Source organism: Microbacterium gorillae (genome assembly GCF_000826185.2).
In the GTDB taxonomy this organism is placed as follows: Bacteria; Actinomycetota; Actinomycetes; order Actinomycetales; family Microbacteriaceae; genus Microbacterium; species Microbacterium gorillae.
In genome coordinates, this window is record NZ_LN648875.1 from 911,953 (window position 1) to 936,749 (window position 24,797).

Here is a 24,797-nt window from a genome sequence, read left to right on the forward strand (position 1 = left end):
AGGAACCGCCGTGAAGATCACCGAGGTCGAAGCGATCCCCTATCGCATACCGATGCGCAAGGCGCTGCACTTCGCCAGCGGCGAGGTGCACGCCATCGAGCACGTCCTGCTCCGGCTCACCACCGATGAGGGGTTGGTCGGGACGGCGGACATTCCGCCGCGACCGTACACCTACGGCGAGACCGTGGCGTCCGTGACCGGGCTCCTGCGGGGTCTGTTCCGGGACGCCCTCGTCGGGACGGACCCGTTCGCTCGCGAACGCGTGCACGAGCGTCTGAACCGCACGGTCGGCAACCCCACCACGAAGGGCGCGATCGACATCGCACTGTGGGACCTCGCCGGTCAGGCGGTCGGACGATCGGTGCACGCCCTGCTCGGCGGATACACCGACCGGCTGCGCGTTTCGCACATGCTCGGATTCGATGAGGTCCCGGCCATGGTCGATGAGGCGCAACGGTACCGGGACGAGTACGGGATCGACACCTTCAAAGTCAAGGTCGGCCGTCGCCCGCTCGCGCTCGACATCGAGCTGACCCGCGCACTGCGCGGTGCCCTCGGTCCGGACGTGGAGCTGTATCTCGACGCCAACCGCGGGTGGACGGCGACCGAGGCGCGCCAGGTGCTGGATGCGACCGCCGACCTGGATCTCACGTTCTTCGAGGAACCCGACGACGCCGCGGAGGTCCTCGGGCGCCGATGGCTCGTGCGGCTGTCCCGGATTCCGATCGTGGCGGACGAGTCGGCGCCATCGCTCGGTGACGCGGCCCGCGAGATCCAGACCGGCGGCGCCTCGGCGCTGTCCATCAAGACCGCCCGAACCGGCTTCACCGAGTCCGCCAAGATCCTCGCCTACGCCGAGGCCGTGGGCGTCGACGTGCTGATGGGCAACCAGATCGACACCCAGCTCGGCTCGACCGCGACGGTCGTCTTCGGCGCGGCCTTCGCGTACTCCGCGCGCCGCGCCGCGGAGCTGTCGAACTTCCTGGACATGGCGGATGACCTGACCGTGCGCCCGCTGTCGATCGTCGACGGCTTTGTCGCGGTGCCCGACGGCGTCGGTACCGGGATCGAGATCGACCCCGACAAGCTCGCCCACTACCGCCTCGACGAGGAGTGATCCCATGCTCTACCTGATCCGAATGGACGTCCGATTGCCCCACGATCTGGACGCCGGCGTCCGTGCGGAGTTGGTCGATCGCGAGAAGGCCTACGCGCAGGCGCTGCAGCGGTCGGGTCAGTGGGCGCAGCTGTGGCGGGTCGTCGGCGAGTATGCGAACTACTCCGTCTTCGACGTCGCCGGTCACGACGAGCTGCACGAGCTGTTGAGCAGCCTCCCGCTGTTCCCGTTCATGGACATCGCCGTGACACCGCTCGCCCAGCACCCGTCCCGCATCTCGACGAGCGCCTGAGGCGGCGGACATGTTCATCGTCCCCACCGACGTCGTGCTGGCGACCGACTCCGCTGATCTGGAGCCGGCCCGCGCGCAGGCGCAGTCCTGGCGGTCCCCGCACATGGGAATCGCGGAGAAGCACCTCACCGCCGGCGCGCTGCGTGACCTCGCCGACACCGGGGTTCGCGTCGGTGATGCGTCCTTCACCCGGATGGTCGCCGCGGTCCAGGCCGCCCGGGCGGGGGACTTCGCGCCCATTCCGCACATCGATGCCGCCCGGGAGATCTTCCTGGCGTTCCTGCGCGCGGAGCGGATCGACGGGTGGCTGTACGTCCGGGAACCGGACGGCTACCTGCATCCGTACCTCGTGGTCGAGATCACCCTGGAGCAGGCCGATCGCACACGCGGTCCGCGGATCAAGTTCACGATGGAGGCGGACAACCCCACCGTAAAACGTCCGTCCCGAGCGCCGCGCCTGCTCTTCTTCGAGGACACCGAGATCGCCGGCAAAACCCCGGCGGAGATCCTCACCGCGCACGGCGCGTACCGCGAGACACCCGGGCTGCGCGCGGAGTACGCCGCCCGTCGAGCCGAGTTCGAGCGGGTCATCGAGAGCGGTTTCGGGCAGCAGTTCCGCTTCACCGGGCACGCGATCCGCACCGACGACTACCGTTCGGCCAACGACCGCACCGATCGCAAGGTCGTCCATGACGTCGCGCCCACCGAGATCGCCCCGCTCCGCGTCGTCGCGCCGTCTCCGCTCTGGGACGACGGTGAGGTGGCGCCGGTCCCGGTGGTCACCGCCGTCCGCGTGTTCGACCTCGCCACCCAGGACTTCCTGGACGTGAACACCGGCGATCTCACCGCATACGTCTACGATCCGGCACTCACGCAGAAGCTGATCCTGCCCGACGAGCAGCGCGAGCTCCTGGACATCCTGACGACCGACATCGGCGTGTTCACCGGTGACATCGTGGCCGGCAAGTCCGCCGGCAACGTCATCCTCGCCCGCGGGCGCCCCGGTGTCGGCAAGACGCTCACCGCCGAGGTGTACGCCGAAGCGGTCGGACGTCCGCTCTACTCGATCCACACCGGGTCACTCGGCAGCACGGCGGAGTCGGTGCGCAAGAACCTGGAGGAGATCTTCACCCGCGCCAAGCGCTGGGCCGCGGTCCTGCTGCTGGATGAGGCGGACGTCTTCGTCCAGGTGCGGCGGTTCGACCTCGCCCAGAACGCGATCGTCGCCGAGTTCCTGCGCACGCTGGAGTACTACGACGGTCTGCTGTTCCTCACGACGAACCGCGTCGACGACGTCGATGAGGCGATCCTCGCGCGGTGCGCGGCGATCATCGACTACGACGTCCCCGACGCCGACGCGGCGCGGCGCATCTGGGAGCTGCTCGCGGCCGGCCACGGGATCGATCTCCCGACCGGCCTGACGGCTGAGCTGGTCCGACGCTTCCCCGCCATCACGCCCCGCGACATCAAGATGGTCCTCCGCCTCGGGCTGCGCATCGGCGCCCACCGCGAACGGACCCTCGAGCTCCAGGACTTCATCGACGCCGCTCGGTTCCGCGGGGTCCACGCCCGGGAGTGACGCTTCCACCCACCGTTTTCATCCACCGTCGCGGCTCGCAGCGAGCCGTGGCACACGCAATCGAAGGAGATTCACGAATGTCAGCAGAGACCAACGACGTCGAGACCGAAGCCCGCGCCGCGGACTCCGGCGCGAACGCCTCGGCGCAGTTCCGCAGCCGCATGGCGGCGCAGAGCGCCGGACGTGTCATCGACACGGAGCGCATCGGCCGGGTGGCCGGACGCGCCATCGCGGCCCTCAACGACATCGTGCTCGAAGAGAAGGTCAGCTACGAGGAGTACAACGCGCTGAAGGCGTGGCTGATCCGCGTCGGCGAGGACGGCGAGTGGCCGCTCTTCCTCGACGTCTGGCTCGAGCACAGCGTCGAAGAGGTGGCCAACGAGCACCGCGAGGGCAGCAAGGGCAGCATCGAGGGTCCGTACTACATCCCGGATGCCCCGGAGCTGCCGTGGAACGGCACGATTCCGATGCGCGACGATGAGCCCGGAACGCCGCTCGTCTTCGCCGGTCAGGTGCGCGCCGTCGACGGCACGCCGCTGCCCGGAGCACACCTCGAGCTCTGGCACGCGGACGATCTCGGTTTCTACTCGCAGTTCGCACCGGGCCTGCCGGAGTGGAACCTCCGCGGCACGTGGATCGCGGGCGACGACGGTCGCTTCGAGATCCACACGCTGCGTCCCGCGCCGTACCAGATCCCGACGGACGGCGCGTGCGGTCAGCTCATCGCCGCGGCCGGATGGCACGCGTGGCGTCCGGCGCACCTCCACCTCAAGGTGAGCGCGGCCGGACACGAGCTGATCACCACCCAGCTTTACTTCCCGGGCGACCCGCACAACGCTGACGACATCGCGTCCGCGGTGAAACCGGAGCTCATGCTCGACCCCCGGCCGAACCCGGATGCCGAGGGCGAGATCGTGGACTACGACTTCGTCCTCGATCCCGAGGCCTGATCCTCCGGGCGGTGAGCGCGTTGCAGCGCCCACCGCCCGGTCCGCTTTTCGCCCCCGAGGAGAATCGTGACCGTTCCCGCACTCGCCTTCACGCCCGTCATCGGGGACACGGACGCGCCGCTGGTCGTCCTGGGCTGTTCGCTCGGCACGTCGACGGCGCTCTGGGAGTCGACGATCCCGCGACTGCTGGACCGCTATCGCGTCGTCACCTGGGACCTGCCCGGACACGGCGACTCACCGGCCGCGCGCGCGCCCTTCACCGTGGCCGAACTCGCCGACGCCGTGGCCGCCGGCGTGGATGAGCTCGGCGCGTCCCGGTTCCACTACGCCGGAGTCTCCCTCGGTGGAGCCACCGGCCTCGAACTTCTCATTCGCCACCCGGGTCGCGTGGCGGCCGCGGCGATCGTCGCCTCCAGCGCCTGCTTCGGTGGCGCCGAGGCCTGGCGGGCGCGGGCCGACCTGGTGCGCGCGAGCTCGACGGCCGACCTGGTCGAGCAGTCGGCCACACGATGGTTCACCCCCGCCGCGGTGGACGTCGCCCCCGAGCTCGTCGCTCGTCTGCTGCAGGACCTGCGCGATGCCGACGACGACAGCTACGCCCTGTGCTGCGAGGCGCTGGCCGCTTATGACGTGCGCGCGGACCTGTCCGGCATCACGGCGCCGGTCCTCGCGCTGTGGGGTGCATCCGACCCCGTGGTCGGTGAGGCCAGCGCGCGGGAGATCGCCGACGGTGTCCGGACCGGGACGAGTGCGCCCATCCCCGACGCCGCTCATCTTCCCCCGGTCGAGCGGCCCGCCGAGGTCGCGGCCCACCTCAACACCTTCTCCGCCGCCCACGACTGACCCCGTCGCTCTCACCCGCGACACTTTCACGCGCGCAGACCTGCCGAAGTTGTGAGCGGCCGCGGCGATGCTCCCAACAGCGGCAGATCTCGACGCGCAGACCTGCCGGAGTTGGGAGCAAGCCCGGTCAGGAGAAGGGGATGTCGGGCTGCTGCCCGAGCAGCACCGCGCCGCCGGCGTCGTACATGGCGTGGCTGAGCGTGGCGTGCAGCTGCGGAACCTGCGCATCGCGGCGGATCACCTGCAGCGGGTGGCCGTCGCTGATGATGCCGGACCCGCTCACTGCGGCGATGTCGTGGACCGTCTGGGCCGCGACGTCAGCGACGTAGACCGCCGACAGGCGGATGTCCGCGATCTGCTGCGGAGTCACCTCGTCTCCGGCGCAGACGGAGGCCCACACGCGATCCGCGGTCTCAATGAAGAACGACCGCGCGGCGTTCAAGCGCACGTAGGCCTTCGCCACGTCGATGCGGAAGTACGCCCGGGCGCCCTGCGGCGGAGCGCCGGTCACGCCCCGACGTGACCCCGCCTGACGGACCTGGTCCAGCGCCGCCTGCGCGACGCCGAGGCCGATCGAGGCGTGCATCTGGGCCTGGAACCCGATCGGAGGGTACCGGTAGAGGGGCTCATCGATGTTGGTGGCACTGCCGCGCAGGAACGTCCATTCGCGTGCCACCTCGACGTCGTGCACCTTCGTGTCGAACGAGCCGGACGCGACCATGCCGTCCACGTTCCAGTTGTCGGTGATCTCGACCTGGTCAGCCGGCAGCACGGCGACCCGGGGCAACCCGCCGCCCTCGGGGTCGACCAGACCCACCCCGATCCAGTCCGCGGCCATGCAACCGCTCGCGAACTTCCAGGTGCCGTTCACGAGGAAGCCGGCATCCGTCTCCTCGGCGGGAACGAGCGGGAAGAGCCCGCCGGCGAACACGACGTCCGGTCCGTCGCGGTAGATCTCCGCCTGCGTCTCCAGGGGCAGCGCACCGAGATAGGTCAGCGCCGTCGAGAACGCCACGACCCATCCGGTCGAGCCGTCCACGCGGGAGATCCGCTCGACGGTGCGGATGAACTCGGCCGGCGACATCGGCTCACCGCCGAATCGCGCGGGCGCCGCGGCCCGGTACACCCCGAGGGCGATCAGCTTGTCGACGAAATCGCGCGGCACGTACCGCAGCGCGTGGAATTCGGACCTGCGCTCGCGCAGCTCGTCCAGAACCGACTCCCACGTCACGGTCGTGGCCTGGTCGATCGACTCGGTCGTCATGCGCGCTCCTCGTTGTCCGTCGTTGCACCTCTGAAAAGGCTAGGAACGCCGCCGCGGACCCACCATCGGAGGTTGGGAACGCCGTCCTAGGTAGTTCCTTCACCAGGAACCGCGCGCTTCACCGCACGGTCCGGTCACTGAAACCGCGACCGTGTATTCGGACCCGACCCGCTTGACTTCTGCTCACCATGGCGCGGCGAAGTCCGCCGGCGTCTCCCCCGCCCGGTGAACTGCGTTCGAGGCGAACGATGTGTCGTAGCCGGCTCGTGCAGGAAGGACCCCTATGCACAGCCCGCTGTTCGACGCTTTGACCGCCGACGAGATCCGCCGCACCACCGCTCTGATCCGCGAGGCCGGGATCGGGGGCGAGCGACCGGGTTTCGGTGCGATGTTCACCCACGAGCCGGACAAGGCGGCCGTGCGCGCCGGCGAGCACACTCCGCGATCCGCGCGGGCACTCGTGCTCGATCGCACCTCGGCGGCGACCTTCGACGTGATCGTCGATCTGGAAGCGGGAGCGATCGTCGGCAGCAGTGCGTTGACCGACGGTGGCGCGCCGATGCTCAGCAGTGAGATCGGCATCATCGACGCGGTCGCGAAGGCCGATCAGCGCTACATCGACGCGCTCGCGCTGCGTGGTGTCCACGACCTCTCGTTCGTCCAGCTCGATCCGTTCGGAACCGCGAACCGCGCCGACATCGACCTGACCGGCCGCCGCCTGTGGTCGTGCGTGACCTACTTCCGCCACCACGAAGACGACAACGCCTACGCGCACGTCGTCGAGGGGCTGATCGTCATCGTGGACACCGTCGCCGGGTCCATCTTCGCGGTCGAGGATCACGGCGTCCGTCCGATCCCGCAGACGTGCGGCAACTACTCGGCGGCGGAGAACGCCCCGATGCGCGACGATGTGGCGCCGCTGGATATCGTGCAGTCCGCGGGGCCCGGGTTCGCGTTCGACGGACCCGAGCTGCGGTGGCAGAAGTGGCGCTTCCGGGTCAACATGCACCCGATCGACGGCCTGGTCCTCACCGGCGTCGAGTACGACGACAGTGCTGCCGGCGCCGCTCCGAACTACCGCTCGGTCATGCACCGCGGATCGCTGGCCGAGATGGTCGTCCCGTACGGCATCCCGGAGGACACCCACTACTTCCGGAGCGCCTTCGACGCCGGAGAGTACGGTCTCGGGCGGATGGCGAACTCGCTCGTGCTGGGCTGCGACTGCCTGGGCGCGATCACGTACCTCGACGCGGTGATGGCCGACGACGACGGCGAGCCGCTGGTCATCCGCAACGCCGTCTGCGTGCACGAGGAGGACGCCGGCATCCTGTGGAAGCACACCGACTGGGTCACCGGCAAGGTCGATGTGCGCCGGTCCCGCAAGCTCGTGGTGAGTTTCATCGCGACGGTCGGCAACTACCACTACGGCTTCTACTGGAACTTCTTCCAGGACGGTCACATCGAGGTCGACACGAAGCTCATGGGCATCGTCCAGACGATCGCGACGCTTCCCGGTGAGACCCCGAAGCACGCCACGCCGATCGCCGCCGGCCTCGCCGCGACCTGGCACCAGCACCTGTTCAACTTCCGGCTGGACATGGAGGTCGACGGTTGGCGCAACCGGGTGTACCAGTCCGACGTCGATGCGGAGCCGGTCGGACCGTCGAACCCGCACGGCAACGCGATCCGCGTGACGAAGACGCTGCTGGAGACGGAGAACACGGGCGATGGACTGACGAATCCGCAGACGGCGCGCGCCTGGACGGTCGTGAACCCGGACGTCACCAACGCCTGGGGTTCCCCGGTCGGCTACAAGCTGTTGCCCGGTTGGGCCACGGACACCCTCATCGCGCAGCCGCCGTCGCTCATCGAGCGCCGCGCCGGATTCGCCAACCGGAGCCTCTGGGTCACCCCCTACGACCCCGAGCAGATGCACTCCGCGGGCGATCACCCGAACCAGGACCGCTCCGGCGCGGGGCTGCCCGCCTGGGTCGCGGCGGACCGCCCCACCGTCGACACCGACATCGTGCTGTGGCACACGGTCGGCGTCACCCACATCCCGCGCTCGGAGGACTGGCCGGTGATGCCGAACGAGGTGGCGAGCTTCCAACTGCTGCCGAACAACTTCTTCGACCGCAACCCCGCGCTCGATGTTCCCGCCGCGGATCCCCATCGCGCGGCGGACGCCTGCTCGCCGGATCCATCCGGGGGCGGGTGCTCGCACTGTCCGTCCGGGCAGTGCACCTGCCATCACTGACGATCGAGGAGATCAGATGAGCCACTACGCCCGCCGCGACGGCGAGTACGGGGAGTTCCCCGCCGGAACCGTCAACTGGCTGCGCCAGGACGAGAACGTGCTGGCCGGATACTGGCACTGCACTCCGGAGCAGCAGCCGGACATCTATGAGGCCGAGTTCACCACGGACGAGACCATCTACCTCATCGAGGGCAAGCTGCGCGTCGAGATCGTCGGAGACGCGACGTACGACCTCTCCCCCGGGGACTCGGCGTCCTTCCTGAAGGGCACGGTCGGACGCTGGAAGGTGCTCGAGACCGTCACCGAGTTCTTCATCTACCACTGAGCATGACCGCACACGATGTGATCATCGTCGGGGCCGGCTTCGCGGGCCTGCGCGCGGCACGCGACCTGAAGGACCGGGGCATCACCGCCCTCGTGCTCGAGGGTCGCGACCGGCTCGGTGGCCGCACGTGGCGCCGACCGTTCCGCGGCACCGAGCAGCCCGTCGAGCTCGGCGGGACCTGGATCTCGGACCGCGCGCACCATCTCGTCATGGCGGAACTCGAGCGCTACGGGATCGGGACGGAGCCCGGAGGCGGTGACACCGGGTCTTTCGTCTGGGACCTGGGCGGCGACATCGCGCACGCCGCACCGCTGGACGCGGACGACCTCTACGCGCTCGAGCGGGCGTGGGTCGCGATGAGCACGCATGTCCAGGCCGTGGAGTCGACGCAGCCGCGGGACCGCAGCGACCTGGCGGCGCTCGACGTGTCCGTCCGTGACTACCTGCTCGGGCTCGACCTCACCCCGCGAGTGCGCCTCTTCCTCGAGACGTTCGGTTCGCTCGGCGGCGGTGCCGCTGCAACGGACTGGTCGGCGCTGAGCGCGCTCTCGTTGATGGCGGCGCACAACGGCAGCGTGTTCTCGTACTTCGCCGGGATCAGTCACAAGATCGCGGGTGGCACCACGGCGCTGATCGAGGCGCTGGCGGCGGACGCGAGCGCCGAGATCCGGCTCGATGCGCACGTCACGGGTGTCATCGACGAGGGAGACCTCGTCACGGTGACGACCGCCGACGGCGAGCGGCTCACGGCCCGCAGCGTGATCGTGACCGCCCCGGTGAACACCTGGCGTGACATCTCCTTCTCCCCCGCTCTCGGCGGGCCGCAAGCCGCCCTGGCCGCGGAGGGACAGCCGAACCGCATGGTCAAGCTGTGGATCCGCGCCGAGGGGATGCCGGAGGACACCGGGGCGATCAGCAGCGAGTCCGAGATCGTCGCGGTGATCCCGCAGTACCGGCTCGGAGACTCCTCGCTCGTCGTCGCGTTCAGCTCGCCCCCGCACCTCGTCGACCCCACCGACCGCGACGCCGTGACAGCCGCCTTCACCCGTCTGTTCCCCGACGCGCGGGTCATCGATGTCGACGTGCACGACTGGAACACGGATCCGTTCTCACGGGGCGCGTGGATGACGTTCGCGCCCGGCCAGCTCAGCACGGGCCACTCGGGGTTCGCCGCGCCGAGCGGCCGCATCCTGTTCGCGGGCTCGGATGTCGCCATCCGCTGGCCGGGATGGATCGACGGCGCCCTGGAGACCGGCGCGGCTGCCGCCACCGCGGCGGCCGAGGTCATCGGTCGCTGAACGAGGAAGAGCGGGAGTGCGGCGTGCCGCAGTCCGGCTCTTCCTCGTTCGTCCGTCAGCGCAGCGCCGTGGGGGCGATGTCCTCCTGCACCAGCGGGTGGTCCGCGAAGAACACGGCGAGGTGATGTGAGCCGGGGCTGTAGACGGCGTGCACGGGCATTCCCGCCGGGTAGGAGATGAACTCCCCCGGCACGAACGTCACCGGATCGCCGCCCTCGGGGGTGAGCACGACGGTCCCCTCCACGACGTACCAGATCTCGTGGTGCGTGATGTCAGGGCCGACCGTGTAGTCGGCCCCGTCCGGGTACCGCCGCGCCCCCGCGAACACGCGGCCGTCGGCGGAGGTGTGCAGCACGCGCGAGCTCGCCCGGACGCCGTTGAAGGCGAGCTCGGGTTCCTCCGGATACGCGGTCGTGAAGACGTTGAAGTGGTGGAGCTCGTTCGGCGCGATCGGACCGTCCATCGTGGCGGGACGGGTCAGGCGAGGTTGATGAAGGTCGACTGCGTCTCGGTGAACTCGTCGATGGCGTACTCGCCCATCTCGCGGCCCCAGCCGCTCAAGCCGAATCCACCCCAGGGGGCACCCGGATCGATCAGCGGGAGCTGGTTGACGAAGACGGTGCCGGCGCGCAGGCGCGGGGGCAGCGTGTGCGCGGTCTTCAGGTCCTGCGTCCAGATCACGGCGGCGAGCCCGTAGTCGACATCGTTCGCGCGTGCGACGGCCTCGTCGAGGTCGTCGTAGGCCATCACGGACAGCACCGGACCGAAGATCTCCTCCTGCGCGATCCGCATGTCGTCGGTGACGTCCGCGAACACGGTCGGCGGATAGAAGAAGCCCGACTCCAGGTCTCCGGTGACGCGAGCGCCGCCGGTGACCAGGCGCGCCCCCTGCTCGATGCCGCTCTGCACGAGCCCGTGCACGCGGTCCAGGTGCTCCTGCGACACCAGCGGACCGACCACCGTCTCCGGTGCCGAGCCGGGCCCGATGGGCAGGGACTCGGCGGCCGCGGCGAGCTTCTGCGTGAACTCCTCCACACGCGAGCGGTGCACGAAGAACCGCGTGAACGCGCCACAGGCCTGGCCGGTGTTGAACAGCGCGCCCTGGAGGTTGCCGATGACGGCGGCGTCGATGTCCGCGTCCGGCAGCACGATGCTCGGCGCCTTGCCACCGAGCTCGAGGCGGACCCGCTTCAGGTCGTCGGCGGCGACCCGCGCGATCTCCTGACCGACGCTCGTGGACCCGGTGAAGGAGATGGCGTCCACGCCGCGGTGACGGACGAGGGCTTTGCCCACCTCCGGACCACCGGTGAGGAGGTTGACGACGCCGGCGGGCACTCCCGCCTCACGCATCAGCTCGACGAGGCGGACCGTGGACAGGGGTGTCTGCTCCGCGGGCTTGATCACGACCGCGTTTCCGGTCGCCAGCGCCGGAGCGATCTTCCACGCCGCGATCGCCAACGGGAAGTTCCACGGCGTGATGATGCCGACGACGCCCAGCGGAACGCGCTGCTGGTAGGTGAGCTGATCCGGGATCGACACGGGCGAGACCTTGCCCTCGATCTTGGTCGTCCAGCCGGCGTAGTAGCGGAACACCTGCGCGGCCAGCGGCAGCGTGACGCCCGCCGCGATGCCCTGCGTCTGACCCTGGTCGGTGCTCTCCAGCACGGCGAGGTCGGGGGTGTGCTCCTCGAGGAGGTCCGCGACGCGCCACAGGATCCGCCCGCGCGCGTCCGGTGTCATCCGCGCCCACTCGGCCGATTCGAAACCGGTCCGGGCCGCGGCCACGGCCCGATCGACGTCGTCCGCGGTGGCTTCGGCGAACTCCCCGATCGACGCACCGGTCGCGGGATCGTAGGTGGTCCCCCGCGCGCCGTCGGAGGCGTCAAGCCAGTGATCGCCGATGAGCAGCTTCGTTGCGGACATGGTTCTCCTTCACAGGCCGGGCACAGTGGTGACGACACTGTGCCCCCGGCCGCGCGACTCAGGAGGGGTCGGGTCCATTCTGTGGAACAGCCGCGTCGGCGGGAACGAGATCGGCCAGCAGCGATCGGAGCTTCGCGACCGCGAGGTCCGTGCGCTCGGTCGAGCCGTAGATGACGTGCTGCAGGATCAGCCCATCGGCCGCCGCGAGGACGACGGAGGCGAGCGAGCCCTCCTCGTCGTCGTCGATGTGCAGACGCGCGAGAGTCCCGGCGACCTGGTCCCGGTACACGTCGTACATCTTCGCGATCCGTTCCATCGGGATCGTCCCGCGCACGGCCCGCAACAGGTACTCGTACTGCAGCAGCCCGAGCGCGGCTTCGCTGACCGCGGATCCGGACAGATCGGAGAGGAATCCGTCCAGGGTGTCCGAGGCGAGCGCAGACTGCTCGACGTCGATCTCGGCGGATCGGTACAGCGCCTGGGTGATCATCTCGTCACCGGTGCCGAAGTAGAACTGGACCAGGCTGTGCGAGTAGCCGGCCTCGGCGGCCACCGACCGCCAGGTCACCTTGTCCAGGCCCCGCGCGGCCGCGACCCGGAGGACGGCGTCAAGCAGACGCTCCCGCGTGTCCCCGTTCCGTTCCTGCCCCATGCTCTCCTCCATCACCTCCGACGGTCGACATCGCCCGGCCGGTCGTCGCCGTTTCGCCTCACAGTAACAAACGGAATCCGGACGCCTCGGTCCGCCACTCTGTTCAATAGTTTGAAATCTCGTTCGTGAATAGGCATACTCACTTCATGTCCGGACTCTCCCCCGCAACCCTGCTGGCTGCCGATGAGGCGATCGCGAAAGCGGAGCGCCTTGCCGAGCGCGTCGACGCTCGCCGAGACTACAGCGACGAATTCCGCCGTCTCCCCGAGGAGACGATCGCCGATTTCCACGACAGTGGACTCCTGCGCATCAATCAGGCCGCGCGATGGGGCGGGGCCGAGCTCGGCAACCGTGCCGTGGTCGATGTCGTCAGCGCGATTTCGAAGGGCGACGCCGCGTCCGGCTGGGTGTACGGCGTGATCGCGAGCCACTTCTGGCTCGGCTCCCTGTTCACCCTCGAGGCGCAGGAGGACATGTGGGGTGACAACCCGGACGCCATGATGGCGAGCTCCTTCGCCGCGCAGGCGAGCGAGTGCGTCGCCGTGGACGGCGGCTACCGGGTGAGCGGACGCTGGCCGTACTCCAGCGGTTCCCTGCACTGCGAATGGGGAATGGTGGGCATCGTCGTCCCGGGCGCGGACGGTCAGCCGCCGATCAAGCGCTGGTGCCTCCTGCCGCGCTCCGAGTACCGCGTCGAGGACACCTGGCACACCTCCGCCCTGCGCGGGACGGGCTCGAACACGATCGTGATCGATGATGTCTTCATCCCCGAGTACCGCACGGTGGACCCGGCCCTCCTGATGACGAACCGGGCACCGGGGGCGGACGTCAATCCCTCGCTGCTCTTCCGACTGAACTTCAGCGAGGCGATCACCTGGTACCTCGCCGCCGTCGCGGTCGGTGCCGCCGAGCGCACCGTCGAGGACTTCGCCCAGCACGCCGCGAAGAAGCGCTCGAAGTTCAGCACCGAGGTGCAGATCAGCGACTCGATGCTCATCCACGTCGGAACGGCCTCGTCCCAGGTCGACGCGGCGCGGTCGGTGCTGTCCTTCCGCGCATCGTCCCTCGATGACCTGGTCGCCGCCGGCACCCTGCCCGACTTCCGCGAGGCGTCGAAGTCCAACCGCGACTCCACGACCGCCGTCCGGATGTGCGTGGACGCGATGGAGCGCTGCATGCAGGCCGGCGGTGGCAGCGCCGTCGCGTCCGCGAGCAGTGTGCAGCAGGGGTGGCGCGACGTCCACGGCGTCGCCGCGCACATCAGTTACAACACCGACTTCACCTACAAGTCGTGGGGACTGGAGCTGCTGGGCCTGCCCCAGCCTCCCGGATTCCCCTGACCGGCAGGACGAAAACGACGAAGGGGTGGGATCAGTCCCACCCCTTCGTCGTGATCACTCGACGATCTCGGCGTCGATCACATCGTCCGGCTCGCCTCCGGGAACGTCCCCTTCGGGCGTCGGACCGGCACTGAGCAGCGCCAGTCCCGACCCGTCGGCCGCGACGTCCGCCGTGACGGTGTCGCCGTCGCGGACGCCACCGGAGAGGATCGCGAGCGCCAGCTTGTCCTGGATCTCGCGCTGCATCAACCGGCGCAGCGGACGGGCACCGAACAGCGGGTCGTAGCCGCGCTCGGCCAACCAGGCCCGCGCGTCCGGCGTGACCGCCAGCGTCAGGCGACGCTCGCTGAGGCGACGCTGCATGGCGTCGACGGACAGCTCGACGATCTGAGCGAGGTCGTCCTCGGTCAGCGGGTTGAACATCACGATGTCATCGAGACGGTTCAGGAACTCCGGCTTGAACGAGTGACGGACGATGTCCATCACGCCGTCGTACTTGGCCTCGGCACTGAGCGTCGGATCGATCAGCACCTGCGAACCGAGGTTCGAGGTGAGGATCAGGATGACGTTGCGGAAATCCACCGTGCGCCCCTGACCATCGGTCAGACGTCCGTCGTCCATGACCTGCAGCAGCACGTCGAACACCTCGGGGTGGGCCTTTTCGACCTCATCCATCAGCACCACGCTGTACGGACGACGGCGCACGGCCTCGGTCAACTGACCGCCCTGCTCGTAGCCGACGTATCCCGGAGGGGCTCCGACCAGTCGCGAGACGGAGTGCTTCTCGCCGTACTCGGACATGTCGATGCGGACCATGGCCTGCTCGTCGTCGAAGAGGAACTCCGCGAGCGCCTTGGCCAGCTCCGTCTTGCCGACACCGGTCGGACCGAGGAACAGGAACGATCCCGTGGGACGGTTCGGGTCATTGATGCCGGCACGCGAGCGGCGCACCGCATCGGCGACGGCCTTGACGGCGTCCTTCTGCCCGATCAGGCGCTTGCCGAGCTCCTGCTCCAGGTGCACGAGCCTGTCGCTCTCGCCCTGCATGAGCTTGCCGACCGGAATCCCGGTCCACGCGGCGATGACCTCCGCGATGTCCTCGTCGGTCACCTGGTCGCCGACCATGCGATCGTCGGCGTTCTCCGCCTTCTCCGCTTCGCCGAGCTCGCGCTCCAGCGCCGGAATGTCCGCGTACAGCAGGCGGGACGCCTTCTCCAGGTTGCCCTCCCGCTGGGCGCGTTCGGCGTCACCCCGGGCGCGGTCCAGCCGCGTCTTGAGGTCACCCACCTTGTTCAGCGACGCGCGCTCGGCCTCCCACCGCTGCTGCAGGCCGTCCAGGCGTTCCTGCTGCGCGGCGAGATCCTCGCGGAGCTTGGCCAGGCGCTCCTTCGAGGCCGGATCCTTCTCCTTCTTCAGCGCGAGCTCCTCCAGCTTCAGCCGGTCGACGTGGCGGCGGAGTTCGTCGATCTCCAGCGGCGCGGAGTCGATCTCCATCCGCAGCCGGGAGGCGGCTTCATCGATGAGGTCGATGGCCTTGTCCGGAAGCTGACGCGACGGGATGTACCGGTGCGACAGGGATGCGGCCGCGACCAGCGCGTTGTCCGCGATCGCCACCTTGTGGTGCGCCTCGTAGCGCTCCTTCAAGCCGCGCAGGATCGCGATGGTGTCCTCGACGGACGGCTCCCCGACGTAGACCTGCTGGAAGCGACGCTCGAGAGCGGCGTCCTTCTCGATGAACTCGCGGTACTCGTTGAGCGTGGTCGCGCCGATCAGGCGCAGCTCTCCGCGCGCCAGCATCGGCTTGAGCATGTTGGACGCCGCGACGGACCCTTCGCCGCCGCCCGCGCCCATCAGCACGTGCAGCTCGTCGATGAAGGTGATGACCTCGCCGTCGGAGTCGGTGATCTCCTTGAGGACGTTCTTCAGCCGCTCCTCGAACTGGCCGCGGTACATCGCGCCCGCGACGAGGGCGGACATGTCCAGCGAGATCAGGCGCTTGCCCTTGAGGCTCTCCGCCACATCGCCGGCCACGATGCGCTGCGCGAGCCCCTCGACGACGGCGGTCTTGCCGACACCGGGCTCGCCGATCAGCACCGGATTGTTCTTCGTGCGGCGCGTGAGCACCTGACTGACGCGCCGGATCTCCGAGTCGCGTCCGATCACCGGATCGAGCTTGCCCTGCCGGGCCCGTTCGGTGAGGTCGATCCCGAACTGCTCGAGGGCGGACTGCTGTTCCTCCTGACCGGGATTCTGTGTTGCGTTCATGTTTTCTCCTAAGTCTTCGCGCTCACCCTAAAGTTGAGTCACTGTGACTCAACTTTACCACTGAATCTGTTGCCACGCCAGGGGTTCTGCGGTCGATCCGTTCTGCGACGGTAGGCTTTCACAGACGTCCCGAACCCAGGAAGAAATCATGACCGACCTCCCCGCCTCGCACCACGAAGAGGTTGACGAGAGCATCTCGGACAAGGTCACGGAGGCCGCCGGTGCCCCCGTTCTCGACGGCGACGTCTCGCGCTTCCACTGGGAGGGTGCGGAGATGGTCGTCGAGGAGTTCGGGTCCGGCGAGCCGGTCTTCCTCCTCGTGCACGGCATCGGCATGGGCCGCGTGGTGTTCGCCGAACTCATCGCCGACCTGCGCCGACGCGGCCGGGTCCTCGCGATCGACCAGCCCGGTTACGGTGATTCCGCCGAGCCACCGCGCACGCCGACGATGGAGCGGACCGCGGACATGCTGGCGGCCCTCCTGACCGACCGCGGCTACACGGGCGTCATCGCGATCGGTCACTCGATGGGTACGCAGGTCGTCGCGGAGCTGGCGGTGCGCCATCCGACCCTCGTGTCCGCCACGGTCCTCATCGCCCCGACCGTGGACGAGGACGCGCGCCGCGTCACGGTCCAGATCGGGCGCCTGATCGCCGACCTCTGGGGTGAGAGCCGCAAGGTCGTCCTCCTCGGCGCCTGGGAGTATCTGCGCGCCGGACCTCACCTGATCCGCAAGATCCGCGCCATGATGGTGCATCGACCGGAGAAGGTCTACCCGCGGATCACGCAGCCGACGCTCGTGCTGCGCGGCGAGAACGACAAGGTGGTGCCGGATGAGTGGGGGCATCAGGTCGCAGCCCTCGTCCCGAACGCGATCTACGACGTGCTCCCGCACACCAGTCATCAGTCGATGATCCGCGACGCCGGCCCCACCTCACGTCGCATCGGCCTCTTCCTCGATGACCATCCGGAACGCCGCCGGCGCGGCGGGAATCTCCGCGGGCGGCGACGTCGCCACGGCGAGGATCAGACCGAGACGCCCGAAAAGCGCTGACGGTACGCGGTGGGGCTCGTGCCGAGCACGCGCGAGAAGTTCTGTCGCAGCACCGTCGCCGAGCCGAACCCCGCGCTCTGCGCGACCGCCTCGATGTCATCGTCGGTCTGCTCCAGCAGACGCTGCGCGAGGTCAACGCGGCGCCGCGCGATCCAGGCAGCGGGGCTGACGCCGTAGTCGGCGCGGAACCGGCGCGCGAACGTCCGGGGCGACATGTGCGCCCGGGTGGCGAGCACCTCAACCGTGAGGTCGTCGTGCAGGTTCTCGACCGCCCACTCCGCGACCGGTGCGAGGGAGAGGCTGAGTGAGAGGGGGACGGGTCTGCGCACGAACTGCGCCTGACCGCCATCGCGTTGCGGCGGCACCACCATTCGCCGCGCGATGGTGTTGGTGTGCTCGGCGCCGATCGTCTGACGCAGCAGATGCAGGCACGCATCGATCCCGGCGGCGGTGCCGGCGGAGGTGATGATGCGCCCCTGCTGCACGTAGAGAGCGTCTCGGTCCACATCGATCGCGGGGTACATCTCGGCGAGGACATCGGAGTACCGCCAGTGCGTGGTGGCGCGCTGACCGTCCAGAACTCCCGCCTGCGCGAGCCGGAAGGCCCCACTGCACACGGCGACGACCCAGGCGCCTCGATCCACGGTTCGACGGATGAGGTCGACCACCGCGTCCGGACCGCTGCCCCAGGTCGAGCTCGGCGTCGGCAGCACCACGAGCACGTCGGCGTCATCGGCGTCGACGAGTGGCCGATCGATCACGAGCGGCAGGCCCAGGCTGGTCAGCACCGGCCCGGGCTCGGGAGTCACGACCCGGAAATCGAAGTTGGGCACGCCGTCGTCCGAGCGGTCGAGCCCGAACGCCTCGGCGGCGATGCCGAACTCGAAGGGCGTCACCCCGGACTCGGCGACGACGGCGACCACACGCAACAGCTCGCTCATTGGCGGATTCCTTTCGGACGTCGACATTTCTGCCACTGGTGACAGCTATCCGGCGATCATATCGTTTCTGCCATGGTTCTCCTCATCGTCCTCGCCGCTCTGGGCCTCGCCGGGCTCGTGTCCACCGTCCGCGCCCTCCGGACCGACGGGTATCACCGGTTACCCACGGACCCGACCCGCCCGCGCTGACGGCGGCCGACTCCCCTATGCTCGGGTCAACGAGTTCAGGGGGAGAACATGACGCAACCCACACCATCCGCGGCCGATCGCACGACCCCGGTGTCCTACCCTCCGATGACGAGCGCGCCCCCGACCGGCCGCGGCATCGCGATCACCACCCTCGTCCTGCTCGGCGCGTCCGTCGTCACCGGGATCACCGCCAGCCTGGTCACGCAGGCGGTGATCTACAGCGGCGGGCCCGGGGCCCTCACGGCGGTGAGCATCATCGGCGGCATCGGCATGATCGTGAGCACCGTGCTCACCCTCGTCGCCCTCGTTCTCGGGATCATCGCATTGCGCGGGGGCACCAAGCTCGGCGCGGTCGCGTTCGGTGCGGCGATCTTCGCCGTGCTGGGTGTGCTCAGCACCTGGATCACGCAATTCGCCAGCATGGTCCTGAGCGCGGCGTTCTGACCGTCGTGCTGCGTCAGGACCCGGACGGCACGAGCCGTCGATAGAGCTCGATCATGTCGGCGGTTCGCGAGGACTGCCGGAATCGGGTGCCCACCGCGGGGTTGACCGCGACCGCACGCCCGCCGGCGATGTCCGTCGCCGCGGTGCGCAGGGTCGTCGCAAGTGCGGCCACGGATTCGTCCGGCACCGCCCAGAATCCCGTCTCGAGTTCCCCGGCGATGTCGGGGTCACTGATCACGGCGGGCGTGCCGAGTGCGGCCGCCTCGAACGGGGTCATGCCCTGCGTCTCGAAACCGATCGAGGTCTGCACCACGGCGTCGGCCTCGGCAAGGCGACGGAGCGTGTCCGCGTACGGCAGGCGACCCGCGAACCTCACGTGCGCGGTGGGCGTCGAACCGGCCACCAACCGCCGCGCCGCGGCGAGTTGACCGCCGCCACCGATCACCTCGACGTCGGCATCGATCCCGCTCAGCGCGACGGCCCGCAGGAACGGCAGCAGCCGCTTCTCCGGGCTCATCCGGCCGACCCAGACGAACCGCGGACGACCGGGGCGACGCGGACCGGCCTCGGTCAGCACACTGTCCAGCACGGCGTCGTCCGCGCCGTTCCACATCGCGTCCACGTGCCCGAACACGTCGTGCTCCTCGAGGCGACGGGCGAAGTGTCCGGACGGCGCTGTCACCGCTGCGGACCCGGCGGCGAGACCGCGGAGGTACGCCCAGCCGTCCGAGCCTGCCCGCACATCCGCCGGCAGCGGCAGCAGGCGCCGCTGCCAGGCGTTCAGCACCCGCAGAGCGAGCGGAGCGATCGGCCCGGCCGTCGCGCGCAGGCCCACATCGACCCGGTTGTGCATCGTGTGCACGACCGGAAGGTCGTGGCGGCGGGCGAACCGATGACCTGTGATCCCGCCCCAGAAGTCGGCCTGCACGTGCACCAGGTCCACCGGAGGTCGAGATGCCAGGGCTGCGTCGATGAACCGGTCCACGCGCTTTCCCGGCACCGACATCGCGTACTCGCGGTCCAGCGTGATCGGGATCGACGGAGTGTCGATGTACCCCGGATCGTCGAATACGCGACCGGGCATCTTCGGTGCCACCACGGAGACCGTGTGACCGGCGCGCTCCAGGAACGCGCGCTGCAGACGCGTCGAGACCTGAGCACCGCCGGAGGACTCCAGGTGCTGATCGCCGAAGAAGACGACGTGCATGTCAATTCCGACGCGGTCGACGGTGGGCGGTCCGGATCATGACGCGCATGTCAGTCCGGAAGCGGTTCGCCGCGGTAGAGCGCCTCGAAGGTGTCCAGCGTCCGGTTGATGTCGTGGATGGCGACGCCGTCGAGCGAGGCCTGCTGCAGTCGTCGCCGCTCGGCGTCGGAGGCGGTGAGCACGCGCGTGATCGCGGCGGCCTCGGCATCCACGTCTCCGGGCGGGAAGAGGTAGCCGTTCTCCCCGTCGTGCACGAGGTGCGGCAGCGCCATCGCGTCGGCGGCGACGACCGGGAGTCCGGACGCCATGGCCTCCATGGTCGAGATCGACTGCAGTTCGGCGATCGAGGCGATCGCGTACAGCGCGGCGTTTGTGTAGACGGCGCGCAGTTCCTCATCGGTCGTGCGGCCGTGGAAGATCACCCGGTCCTGCAGGCCGAGCTCGGCGGTCAGCACCTCGAGCTTGTGGCGCTGGTCCCCACCCCCGACGATGTCGACCTTGACGTCGAGTGCGGGGTCGAGCTTCGCGATCGCCCGCAGCGTGACGTCGACCTCCTTCTCGGTGGTCAGGCGCCCGACGATGGCGATGCGATTCTCGGTCCGGGGCGCGAGGTCGGCGGTGTAGAAGCGCCGGTCGATGCCGCAGCTGATCGGGATCACGCCCTCGAGCCCGGTGGTCGCCTCCAGGAAGTCGGCGGCCTTCTGGGTCGGGGTCGTGACGGCGCGCGACATGTCGAAGGTCCGGCGCGCATCCCCCCACGCGGCCTTGATCACGAGCTTGTCCAGCAACGGCGGCAGCGTGGTGAAGTCGAGGATGTTCTCCGCCATCACGTGGTTGGTCGCGATCACGGGGATGTTTCGTTTGCGGGCCTCGCGCGCGAGGCCGCGACCGATCACGATGTGCGACTGGATGTGCACGGCGTCGGGCTTGACCAGATCCAGCACCTGTCGCGCGTAGTGCTTGGAACGCCACGGCCAGACGAAACGCAGCCAGTCGTGCGGGGCCCAGCGGATCGACGGCAGGCGGTGCATCGTGACCGGCTGACCCTCGATCATCTCCGCGGCGGGCGGCGCGATCCGGTAGCGCGTGTTCGGCGCCATGACGTGCACGTCATGCCCGCGCTCGACCAGACCGGCAGCCAACCGCTCGGCGAAGCGTGCGGCTCCGTTGATGTCCGGGGCGAAGGTGTCCGCCCCCATCACGATGGTGAGAGGACGCCGGTCGGGCGTCACGGCATCGCCGGAAGTGTGATTGGGGGGTGTGGTCACGTGATGAGGCCTGTTCTGTGGAGACACGGGCGGGTGTGCGGTCCGGCTTCCAGCGTAGTCGAGGACCGCGCCACGCCCGGGGACACGCGCCGTTGCGCGGGTGGGGGGTCCCTGGGAAGAACCGGACGCGTGTCGCAGGGCTTCTCCGACATCCGCTCCGCCCCGCTCGTGTCGCAGCGGACCGCGGCGGTAGGGTCGATCTCGCAGCACGTCGCTCGCCGTAGTCCCAGAGGAGTCGCCGGGTGGATCAGGACCTCGCCCGCATCATCGAACTGTTCTCGCTCGAGGGCGCAGCGCAAACCCGGTACCGCGAATTGCGCGAGGGCGGCGGCGTAGCTCAACCTCCCACCTCCGCGGACGAGCGTCTGCTCGCTCTGGGTCTCGTTGAGCGGCGCCACGACGGCATCGTCCTGGCGCCCGTGCGTCTGGCCGTCGAGCATCACGTCGCGCTGATCGACCAGCGCGTGGACGCCGCGCGTCGCGCCGCGACCGAGCTCGACAGCGCGCTGCGTTCGGCACAGGGCCCGATCTGCGAGGTGCTTTACGGGCAGAGCGCGGTCAACCGGGCTTTTCTGGAGCTGCAGCTGAACGCCCGGGCAACCGTGCGCTCCTTCGACCGTGGGCCGTACTTCCACAGTTCGGCGGACGAGGTGCTCTCGCCCGTGCAGGCCGAGGTGAGCGCGCGAGGCATCGCCTACTCGACGATCGTCGAGCAGCGTCACCTGGACGACCCGGAACTGCTCGCGGCGACGCGCGCCGGCCTCGAGCTCGGCGAGAGTCTCCGGGTGATCGCCGAGCTGCCTCTGCGACTCACGATCGCGGACGACCGGCTGGCGTGGCTCGTCCTGCCCCGGCCCGAGGGAGGGGACGGGGCCGGCGCGGTCGATGCCCTGGTGGTGTACCCGTCCGCTTTCCTGGACGGGCTCATCAACATGTTCGAGTCCTATTGGGCCCTCGCGATTCCCGTCGATCTCGGCGACCCGGATGTGCTCGGGGACGGGGAGGACCGACGCCTGCTGAATCTGCTCGCCACCGGAATGACCGACGCGACGATCGCCGCCGAACTCGGGGTGAGCGCGCGCACCGTGCAGCGGCGGCTGAATCTCCTGCAGCATCGCCACGGCGCCGTGAACCGGTTCCAACTCGGAGCCCTCGCCGTCCACCGCGGGCTCCTCGACCTCGGCGCCGTCGAACACGAGTGAGGGGGCCCGCCACGCGGACCCCCTCATTGTGCCGATCACTGACCGGCGACGTCACCGCTCAGCCGCGCAGCGGCTGCTGGTCGAGGACGATCTCGGCCATGAGGTCCTTCATGACCCGGTCGGCCTCCTGCTGATCCTTCGTCAGCTTCGGCTTCTTGTTCGGCTTCGGCTTGCCGTTCTTGCCCAGCGGCGAGCCCGATTCGAACGTCTCGTCCTCGCCCGGCAGAGGCAGGCCCTGGCAGACCGTGACCTTGTCCTTCGGCTGCTGACCGGTGCGGAAGAAGTTCAGCACCGGCTCATCGACGCAGGCGTCGCCATACGGGAACAGACCGTGCGAGCCCTCGTTGTCCACCGCGATCAGCTTGGCGTGCGGCGACTTCGTGCCGGACGCGAGGCCACCCTCGTAGGCGGTCTGCGAGTCCTGCTCCGCCTGAACGACGAGCGTCTGCGGGTACGTCGAGGCGGACAGGCCGCGCATCTGGGGGGTGGACGCCTGCCAGCCCATCGTGCACAGCGGCGGACCGTCCATGACACCGATCAGGCTGCTCAGCGGGGTCAGCGGGCGCTCGTTGGCGTAGTAGTCCACGCCGGCGACCGAGGTGGACCACTGGCCGTCGTTGCACCGGATGGTCTCGAAGTCCTCGTTGAAGCTGTTGAACGTGGCCACGCCGATGGCTCGGGCGTTCTTCCATTCGACGAGCTCCTCTGGGGTGTCGACACCCTCCCAACCGCAGGCGAAGTAGACCTCGTTGCTCGGCTCGACGAAGCTCACGAGGTCCCCGGTGTCCCAATTGATGGTGAGCCACTCCCAGTTCACCCAGTCCTCGCGGTTGCAGAGGTCGAAGTCCGGGTTGTTCATGTCCGCGAAGGGCAGGTCGACGACCTCGAACTGATCCGGAACGGGCGGATTGAACCGTCCCGAGCCGGGCTTGGTGGCCGGCAGCAGCTTGCTGGCGGTCACGTTCTGCGGGGCGATCCCGGTGCCGGACGGCACCAGCGGGGCGTCCATGCGCTCGAGCGCGTCGGCGCGCTGTTCCTCGGACAGGTAGTCGGCGCTCTCGAACGTGGTGCGCAGGGTCTGCTCCGCGTCCGCGGGCTTCACTTCCTTGCGCGCCAGCTTCACCAGGGTGCTGATGACCGGCACGATGCGCGGGTACTGGGTGTTATCCGGGAATGCGACGTACGCCGGGTTCCAGAGCAACCCCACGCTCTTCTTCGCGGCCTGGTAGAGCTCCTGGCCGGCGAGGTAGTCGGCGTAGAGTGCGTCCGGGTCCGTGCCGAGCCCGTATGTCGCATCGTTGCGCGCGATCCACGGGATCATGTGCTCGCGCAGCTGGCGATCGCGAGCCACACCCTGGAGCTTGAAGGTGTCCTCCATGGTCGGATCGGTCACATCGATCGAGGAGTCGAGGAGGACCTGCCCGGTGTTGGCGGGGAAGGTGCGTGCGTAGATGCTGCCGAGCCAGGTGCCGTACGAGAAGCCGATGTAGTTCAGCTTCTCCTCCTGGAGGAGGTAGCGGGCGAGGTCCATGTCATAGACCGTCTGCTCCGTGGAAACGAAGCGCTGTTCCGAAGCGGTGCTGCACGACTCGGCGATCGCCGTGTTCGCGATACGCGTCGTCGCTGCCCGGTCACCCGCCACGTACGCGTTCGCCCACTCCATGAACGGGGCGTTCTCAACGCGGCACGCGTCGGGCGAGGTCGTCATCGGCAGGTTGCCGGACACGGCATCGCTCAGGGTGATCGAGCCGCGCGGGTCGAAGCCGATGAAGCTGAAGTTCTCGGCGAGCTCCGGGGATCGCTGATTCATCGCGCCCGACCAGGCCAGGCCGGCGCCTCCCGGGCCCCCTGGGTTGAGGAAGATGGGACCGCGGTAGCCCGGGTCATCGACCCGATCGCCACCGACCCGAGAGATCGCGACCGACCAGGTGTTGCTGTTGTTCTCGTCGAACCAGTCCTGGGGGACCTCGATACGTGCGCACTCGGCGCCGTTCTTGGACAGGATCTCCTTGTAGTCGAAGAACTCGTTCTCGATGGTGCACTCCTTCCACACCAACTCCTGGTTCGCCAGCGGGCCGGCGAGCTTCGCGATGTCCGGCGTCGCCTTCTGCTTCTGCTTGTCACTGCCCTTGCCCGCGCTCACGGGTGGAGCGGCGGCGGCGGGTCCCGCGGTCGCGATGCTCAGCGTGCCGGCCAGCGCGACCGCGGCGAGCACGGCGACGGCCTTGCGCATTCGCGATGGGTCCGTTCCGGTCATGATGTACCTCCTCGTCATCGACCGATGTCCGATCTTTGAAAACTGTATGAACGCTGGACGCGCCCTGCCCAGCGTTCCGGGTGGCGAAAAGCCGCGGTGCCGATGTTCGCCACCGGTGATCCTGCGCAGA

The 24,797-nt window shown here is 69.0% G+C and carries 21 protein-coding genes; 12 read left to right on the forward strand and 9 right to left on the reverse strand.

Annotated features, from left to right (window positions below; translation table 11 throughout):
* Nucleotides 1-10 precede the first annotated feature (10 nt).
* From BN1193_RS13790 to BN1193_RS13810, 5 genes are all read left to right on the forward strand, one after another.
* Entirely contained in the window at nucleotides 11-1,117 is a 1,107-nt protein-coding gene (locus BN1193_RS13790; RefSeq protein WP_040167393.1) for a mandelate racemase/muconate lactonizing enzyme family protein, read from the forward strand.
* 4 nt (nucleotides 1,118-1,121) lie between these two features.
* The gene (gene catC, locus BN1193_RS13795; protein WP_040167394.1) at nucleotides 1,122-1,409 is read left to right on the forward strand and encodes a muconolactone Delta-isomerase; all 288 of its coding nucleotides are present in this window, start codon (nucleotides 1,122-1,124) and stop codon (nucleotides 1,407-1,409) included.
* Nucleotides 1,410-1,419: 10 nt separating this feature from the next.
* Nucleotides 1,420-2,988 carry an AAA family ATPase gene (locus tag BN1193_RS13800; RefSeq protein ID WP_040167395.1) on the forward strand — a complete coding sequence of 523 codons (1,569 nt, stop codon included), beginning with the start codon at nucleotides 1,420-1,422 and terminating at the stop codon, nucleotides 2,986-2,988.
* A 77-nt stretch (nucleotides 2,989-3,065) separates the two neighbouring features.
* Complete coding sequence (gene catA / locus BN1193_RS13805) at nucleotides 3,066-3,938, forward strand: catechol 1,2-dioxygenase (RefSeq protein WP_040167397.1); 873 nt, start codon at nucleotides 3,066-3,068, stop codon at nucleotides 3,936-3,938.
* Nucleotides 3,939-4,004: 66 nt separating this feature from the next.
* Entirely contained in the window at nucleotides 4,005-4,781 is a 777-nt protein-coding gene (locus BN1193_RS13810; RefSeq protein WP_052460801.1) for an alpha/beta fold hydrolase, read from the forward strand.
* A gap of 127 nt (nucleotides 4,782-4,908) precedes the next feature.
* Here the strand turns inward: BN1193_RS13810 and BN1193_RS13815 are convergent, their stop codons facing one another.
* Nucleotides 4,909-6,045: an acyl-CoA dehydrogenase family protein gene (locus tag BN1193_RS13815; RefSeq protein WP_040167399.1), complete on the reverse strand. Its 1,137-nt coding sequence runs from the start codon at nucleotides 6,043-6,045 to the stop codon at nucleotides 4,909-4,911.
* Nucleotides 6,046-6,328: 283 nt separating this feature from the next.
* Between BN1193_RS13815 and BN1193_RS13820 the strand changes: the two genes are divergently transcribed.
* Genes BN1193_RS13820 through BN1193_RS13830 form a run of 3 tightly spaced genes read left to right on the forward strand, consistent with a single transcriptional unit; the run spans nucleotide 6,329 to nucleotide 9,925 of the window.
* Complete coding sequence (locus BN1193_RS13820; RefSeq protein ID WP_040167401.1) at nucleotides 6,329-8,302, forward strand: primary-amine oxidase; 1,974 nt, start codon at nucleotides 6,329-6,331, stop codon at nucleotides 8,300-8,302.
* A gap of 16 nt (nucleotides 8,303-8,318) precedes the next feature.
* On the forward strand, nucleotides 8,319-8,627 hold the full coding sequence (locus BN1193_RS13825) for a cupin domain-containing protein (protein WP_040167402.1): 309 nt from the start codon (nucleotides 8,319-8,321) through the stop codon (nucleotides 8,625-8,627).
* A 2-nt stretch (nucleotides 8,628-8,629) separates the two neighbouring features.
* Entirely contained in the window at nucleotides 8,630-9,925 is a 1,296-nt protein-coding gene (locus BN1193_RS13830) for a flavin monoamine oxidase family protein (protein WP_040167403.1), read from the forward strand.
* A gap of 55 nt (nucleotides 9,926-9,980) precedes the next feature.
* Here the strand turns inward: BN1193_RS13830 and BN1193_RS13835 are convergent, their stop codons facing one another.
* From BN1193_RS13835 to BN1193_RS13845, 3 genes are read right to left on the reverse strand one after another with little or no spacing between them, the layout of a single operon-like run.
* The gene (locus BN1193_RS13835; protein ID WP_040167404.1) at nucleotides 9,981-10,388 is read right to left on the reverse strand and encodes a cupin domain-containing protein; all 408 of its coding nucleotides are present in this window, start codon (nucleotides 10,386-10,388) and stop codon (nucleotides 9,981-9,983) included.
* A gap of 14 nt (nucleotides 10,389-10,402) precedes the next feature.
* Complete coding sequence (locus BN1193_RS13840; protein ID WP_040167405.1) at nucleotides 10,403-11,848, reverse strand: aldehyde dehydrogenase family protein; 1,446 nt, start codon at nucleotides 11,846-11,848, stop codon at nucleotides 10,403-10,405.
* 58 nt (nucleotides 11,849-11,906) lie between these two features.
* Complete coding sequence (locus tag BN1193_RS13845; protein ID WP_052460802.1) at nucleotides 11,907-12,500, reverse strand: TetR/AcrR family transcriptional regulator; 594 nt, start codon at nucleotides 12,498-12,500, stop codon at nucleotides 11,907-11,909.
* 146 nt (nucleotides 12,501-12,646) lie between these two features.
* Between BN1193_RS13845 and BN1193_RS13850 the strand changes: the two genes are divergently transcribed.
* The gene (locus tag BN1193_RS13850; RefSeq protein ID WP_040167406.1) at nucleotides 12,647-13,840 is read left to right on the forward strand and encodes an acyl-CoA dehydrogenase family protein; all 1,194 of its coding nucleotides are present in this window, start codon (nucleotides 12,647-12,649) and stop codon (nucleotides 13,838-13,840) included.
* A gap of 54 nt (nucleotides 13,841-13,894) precedes the next feature.
* Here the strand turns inward: BN1193_RS13850 and BN1193_RS13855 are convergent, their stop codons facing one another.
* Nucleotides 13,895-16,105, reverse strand: a complete 2,211-nt coding sequence (locus BN1193_RS13855; protein ID WP_094770537.1) for an ATP-dependent Clp protease ATP-binding subunit — start codon at nucleotides 16,103-16,105, stop codon at nucleotides 13,895-13,897.
* A 148-nt stretch (nucleotides 16,106-16,253) separates the two neighbouring features.
* Between BN1193_RS13855 and BN1193_RS13860 the strand changes: the two genes are divergently transcribed.
* On the forward strand, nucleotides 16,254-17,159 hold the full coding sequence (locus BN1193_RS13860) for an alpha/beta fold hydrolase (protein ID WP_094770538.1): 906 nt from the start codon (nucleotides 16,254-16,256) through the stop codon (nucleotides 17,157-17,159).
* Here BN1193_RS13860 and BN1193_RS13865 read toward each other — a convergent pair.
* Nucleotides 17,132-18,091 carry a GlxA family transcriptional regulator gene (locus tag BN1193_RS13865; protein WP_040168364.1) on the reverse strand — a complete coding sequence of 320 codons (960 nt, stop codon included), beginning with the start codon at nucleotides 18,089-18,091 and terminating at the stop codon, nucleotides 17,132-17,134. The genes BN1193_RS13860 and BN1193_RS13865 overlap by 28 nt on opposite strands.
* Before the next feature lie 246 nt (nucleotides 18,092-18,337).
* Here BN1193_RS13865 and BN1193_RS13870 point away from each other — a divergent pair, with 246 nt between their 5' ends.
* The gene (locus BN1193_RS13870; RefSeq protein WP_141396697.1) at nucleotides 18,338-18,733 is read left to right on the forward strand and encodes a hypothetical protein; all 396 of its coding nucleotides are present in this window, start codon (nucleotides 18,338-18,340) and stop codon (nucleotides 18,731-18,733) included.
* A 13-nt stretch (nucleotides 18,734-18,746) separates the two neighbouring features.
* Here BN1193_RS13870 and BN1193_RS13875 read toward each other — a convergent pair whose 3' ends face one another.
* Both BN1193_RS13875 and BN1193_RS13880 read right to left on the reverse strand, forming a co-directional pair.
* Entirely contained in the window at nucleotides 18,747-19,940 is a 1,194-nt protein-coding gene (locus BN1193_RS13875) for a glycosyltransferase family 4 protein (protein ID WP_040167410.1), read from the reverse strand.
* A gap of 50 nt (nucleotides 19,941-19,990) precedes the next feature.
* Nucleotides 19,991-21,139, reverse strand: a complete 1,149-nt coding sequence (locus BN1193_RS13880; protein ID WP_094770626.1) for a glycosyltransferase — start codon at nucleotides 21,137-21,139, stop codon at nucleotides 19,991-19,993.
* 311 nt (nucleotides 21,140-21,450) lie between these two features.
* Between BN1193_RS13880 and BN1193_RS13885 the strand changes: the two genes are divergently transcribed.
* Nucleotides 21,451-22,410, forward strand: a complete 960-nt coding sequence (locus BN1193_RS13885; RefSeq protein ID WP_052460803.1) for a helix-turn-helix transcriptional regulator — start codon at nucleotides 21,451-21,453, stop codon at nucleotides 22,408-22,410.
* A gap of 58 nt (nucleotides 22,411-22,468) precedes the next feature.
* On the opposite strand, the gene BN1193_RS13890 is transcribed toward BN1193_RS13885, so the two are convergent.
* Nucleotides 22,469-24,667 carry an alpha/beta hydrolase gene (locus BN1193_RS13890; protein WP_195907874.1) on the reverse strand — a complete coding sequence of 733 codons (2,199 nt, stop codon included), beginning with the start codon at nucleotides 24,665-24,667 and terminating at the stop codon, nucleotides 22,469-22,471.
* Between the last annotated feature and the right edge of the window lie 130 nt (nucleotides 24,668-24,797).

Coding starts and splice junctions, on each gene's coding strand:
- BN1193_RS13800 (WP_040167395.1), top strand. CDS start 1,420: ATGTTCATCGTCCCCACCGACGTCGTGCTGGCGACCGACTCCGCTGAT.
- BN1193_RS13815 (WP_040167399.1), bottom strand. CDS start 6,045: ATGACGACCGAGTCGATCGACCAGGCCACGACCGTGACGTGGGAGTCG.
- catA (WP_040167397.1), top strand. CDS start 3,066: ATGTCAGCAGAGACCAACGACGTCGAGACCGAAGCCCGCGCCGCGGAC.
- BN1193_RS13855 (WP_094770537.1), bottom strand. CDS start 16,105: ATGAACGCAACACAGAATCCCGGTCAGGAGGAACAGCAGTCCGCCCTC.
- BN1193_RS13820 (WP_040167401.1), top strand. CDS start 6,329: ATGCACAGCCCGCTGTTCGACGCTTTGACCGCCGACGAGATCCGCCGC.
- BN1193_RS13825 (WP_040167402.1), top strand. CDS start 8,319: ATGAGCCACTACGCCCGCCGCGACGGCGAGTACGGGGAGTTCCCCGCC.
- BN1193_RS13840 (WP_040167405.1), bottom strand. CDS start 11,848: ATGTCCGCAACGAAGCTGCTCATCGGCGATCACTGGCTTGACGCCTCC.
- BN1193_RS13880 (WP_094770626.1), bottom strand. CDS start 21,139: ATGGGGGCGGACACCTTCGCCCCGGACATCAACGGAGCCGCACGCTTC.
- BN1193_RS13890 (WP_195907874.1), bottom strand. CDS start 24,667: ATGACCGGAACGGACCCATCGCGAATGCGCAAGGCCGTCGCCGTGCTC.
- BN1193_RS13845 (WP_052460802.1), bottom strand. CDS start 12,500: ATGGGGCAGGAACGGAACGGGGACACGCGGGAGCGTCTGCTTGACGCC.
- BN1193_RS13850 (WP_040167406.1), top strand. CDS start 12,647: ATGTCCGGACTCTCCCCCGCAACCCTGCTGGCTGCCGATGAGGCGATC.
- BN1193_RS13835 (WP_040167404.1), bottom strand. CDS start 10,388: ATGGACGGTCCGATCGCGCCGAACGAGCTCCACCACTTCAACGTCTTC.
- BN1193_RS13860 (WP_094770538.1), top strand. CDS start 16,254: ATGACCGACCTCCCCGCCTCGCACCACGAAGAGGTTGACGAGAGCATC.
- BN1193_RS13830 (WP_040167403.1), top strand. CDS start 8,630: ATGACCGCACACGATGTGATCATCGTCGGGGCCGGCTTCGCGGGCCTG.
- catC (WP_040167394.1), top strand. CDS start 1,122: ATGCTCTACCTGATCCGAATGGACGTCCGATTGCCCCACGATCTGGAC.
- BN1193_RS13870 (WP_141396697.1), top strand. CDS start 18,338: ATGACGCAACCCACACCATCCGCGGCCGATCGCACGACCCCGGTGTCC.
- BN1193_RS13875 (WP_040167410.1), bottom strand. CDS start 19,940: ATGCACGTCGTCTTCTTCGGCGATCAGCACCTGGAGTCCTCCGGCGGT.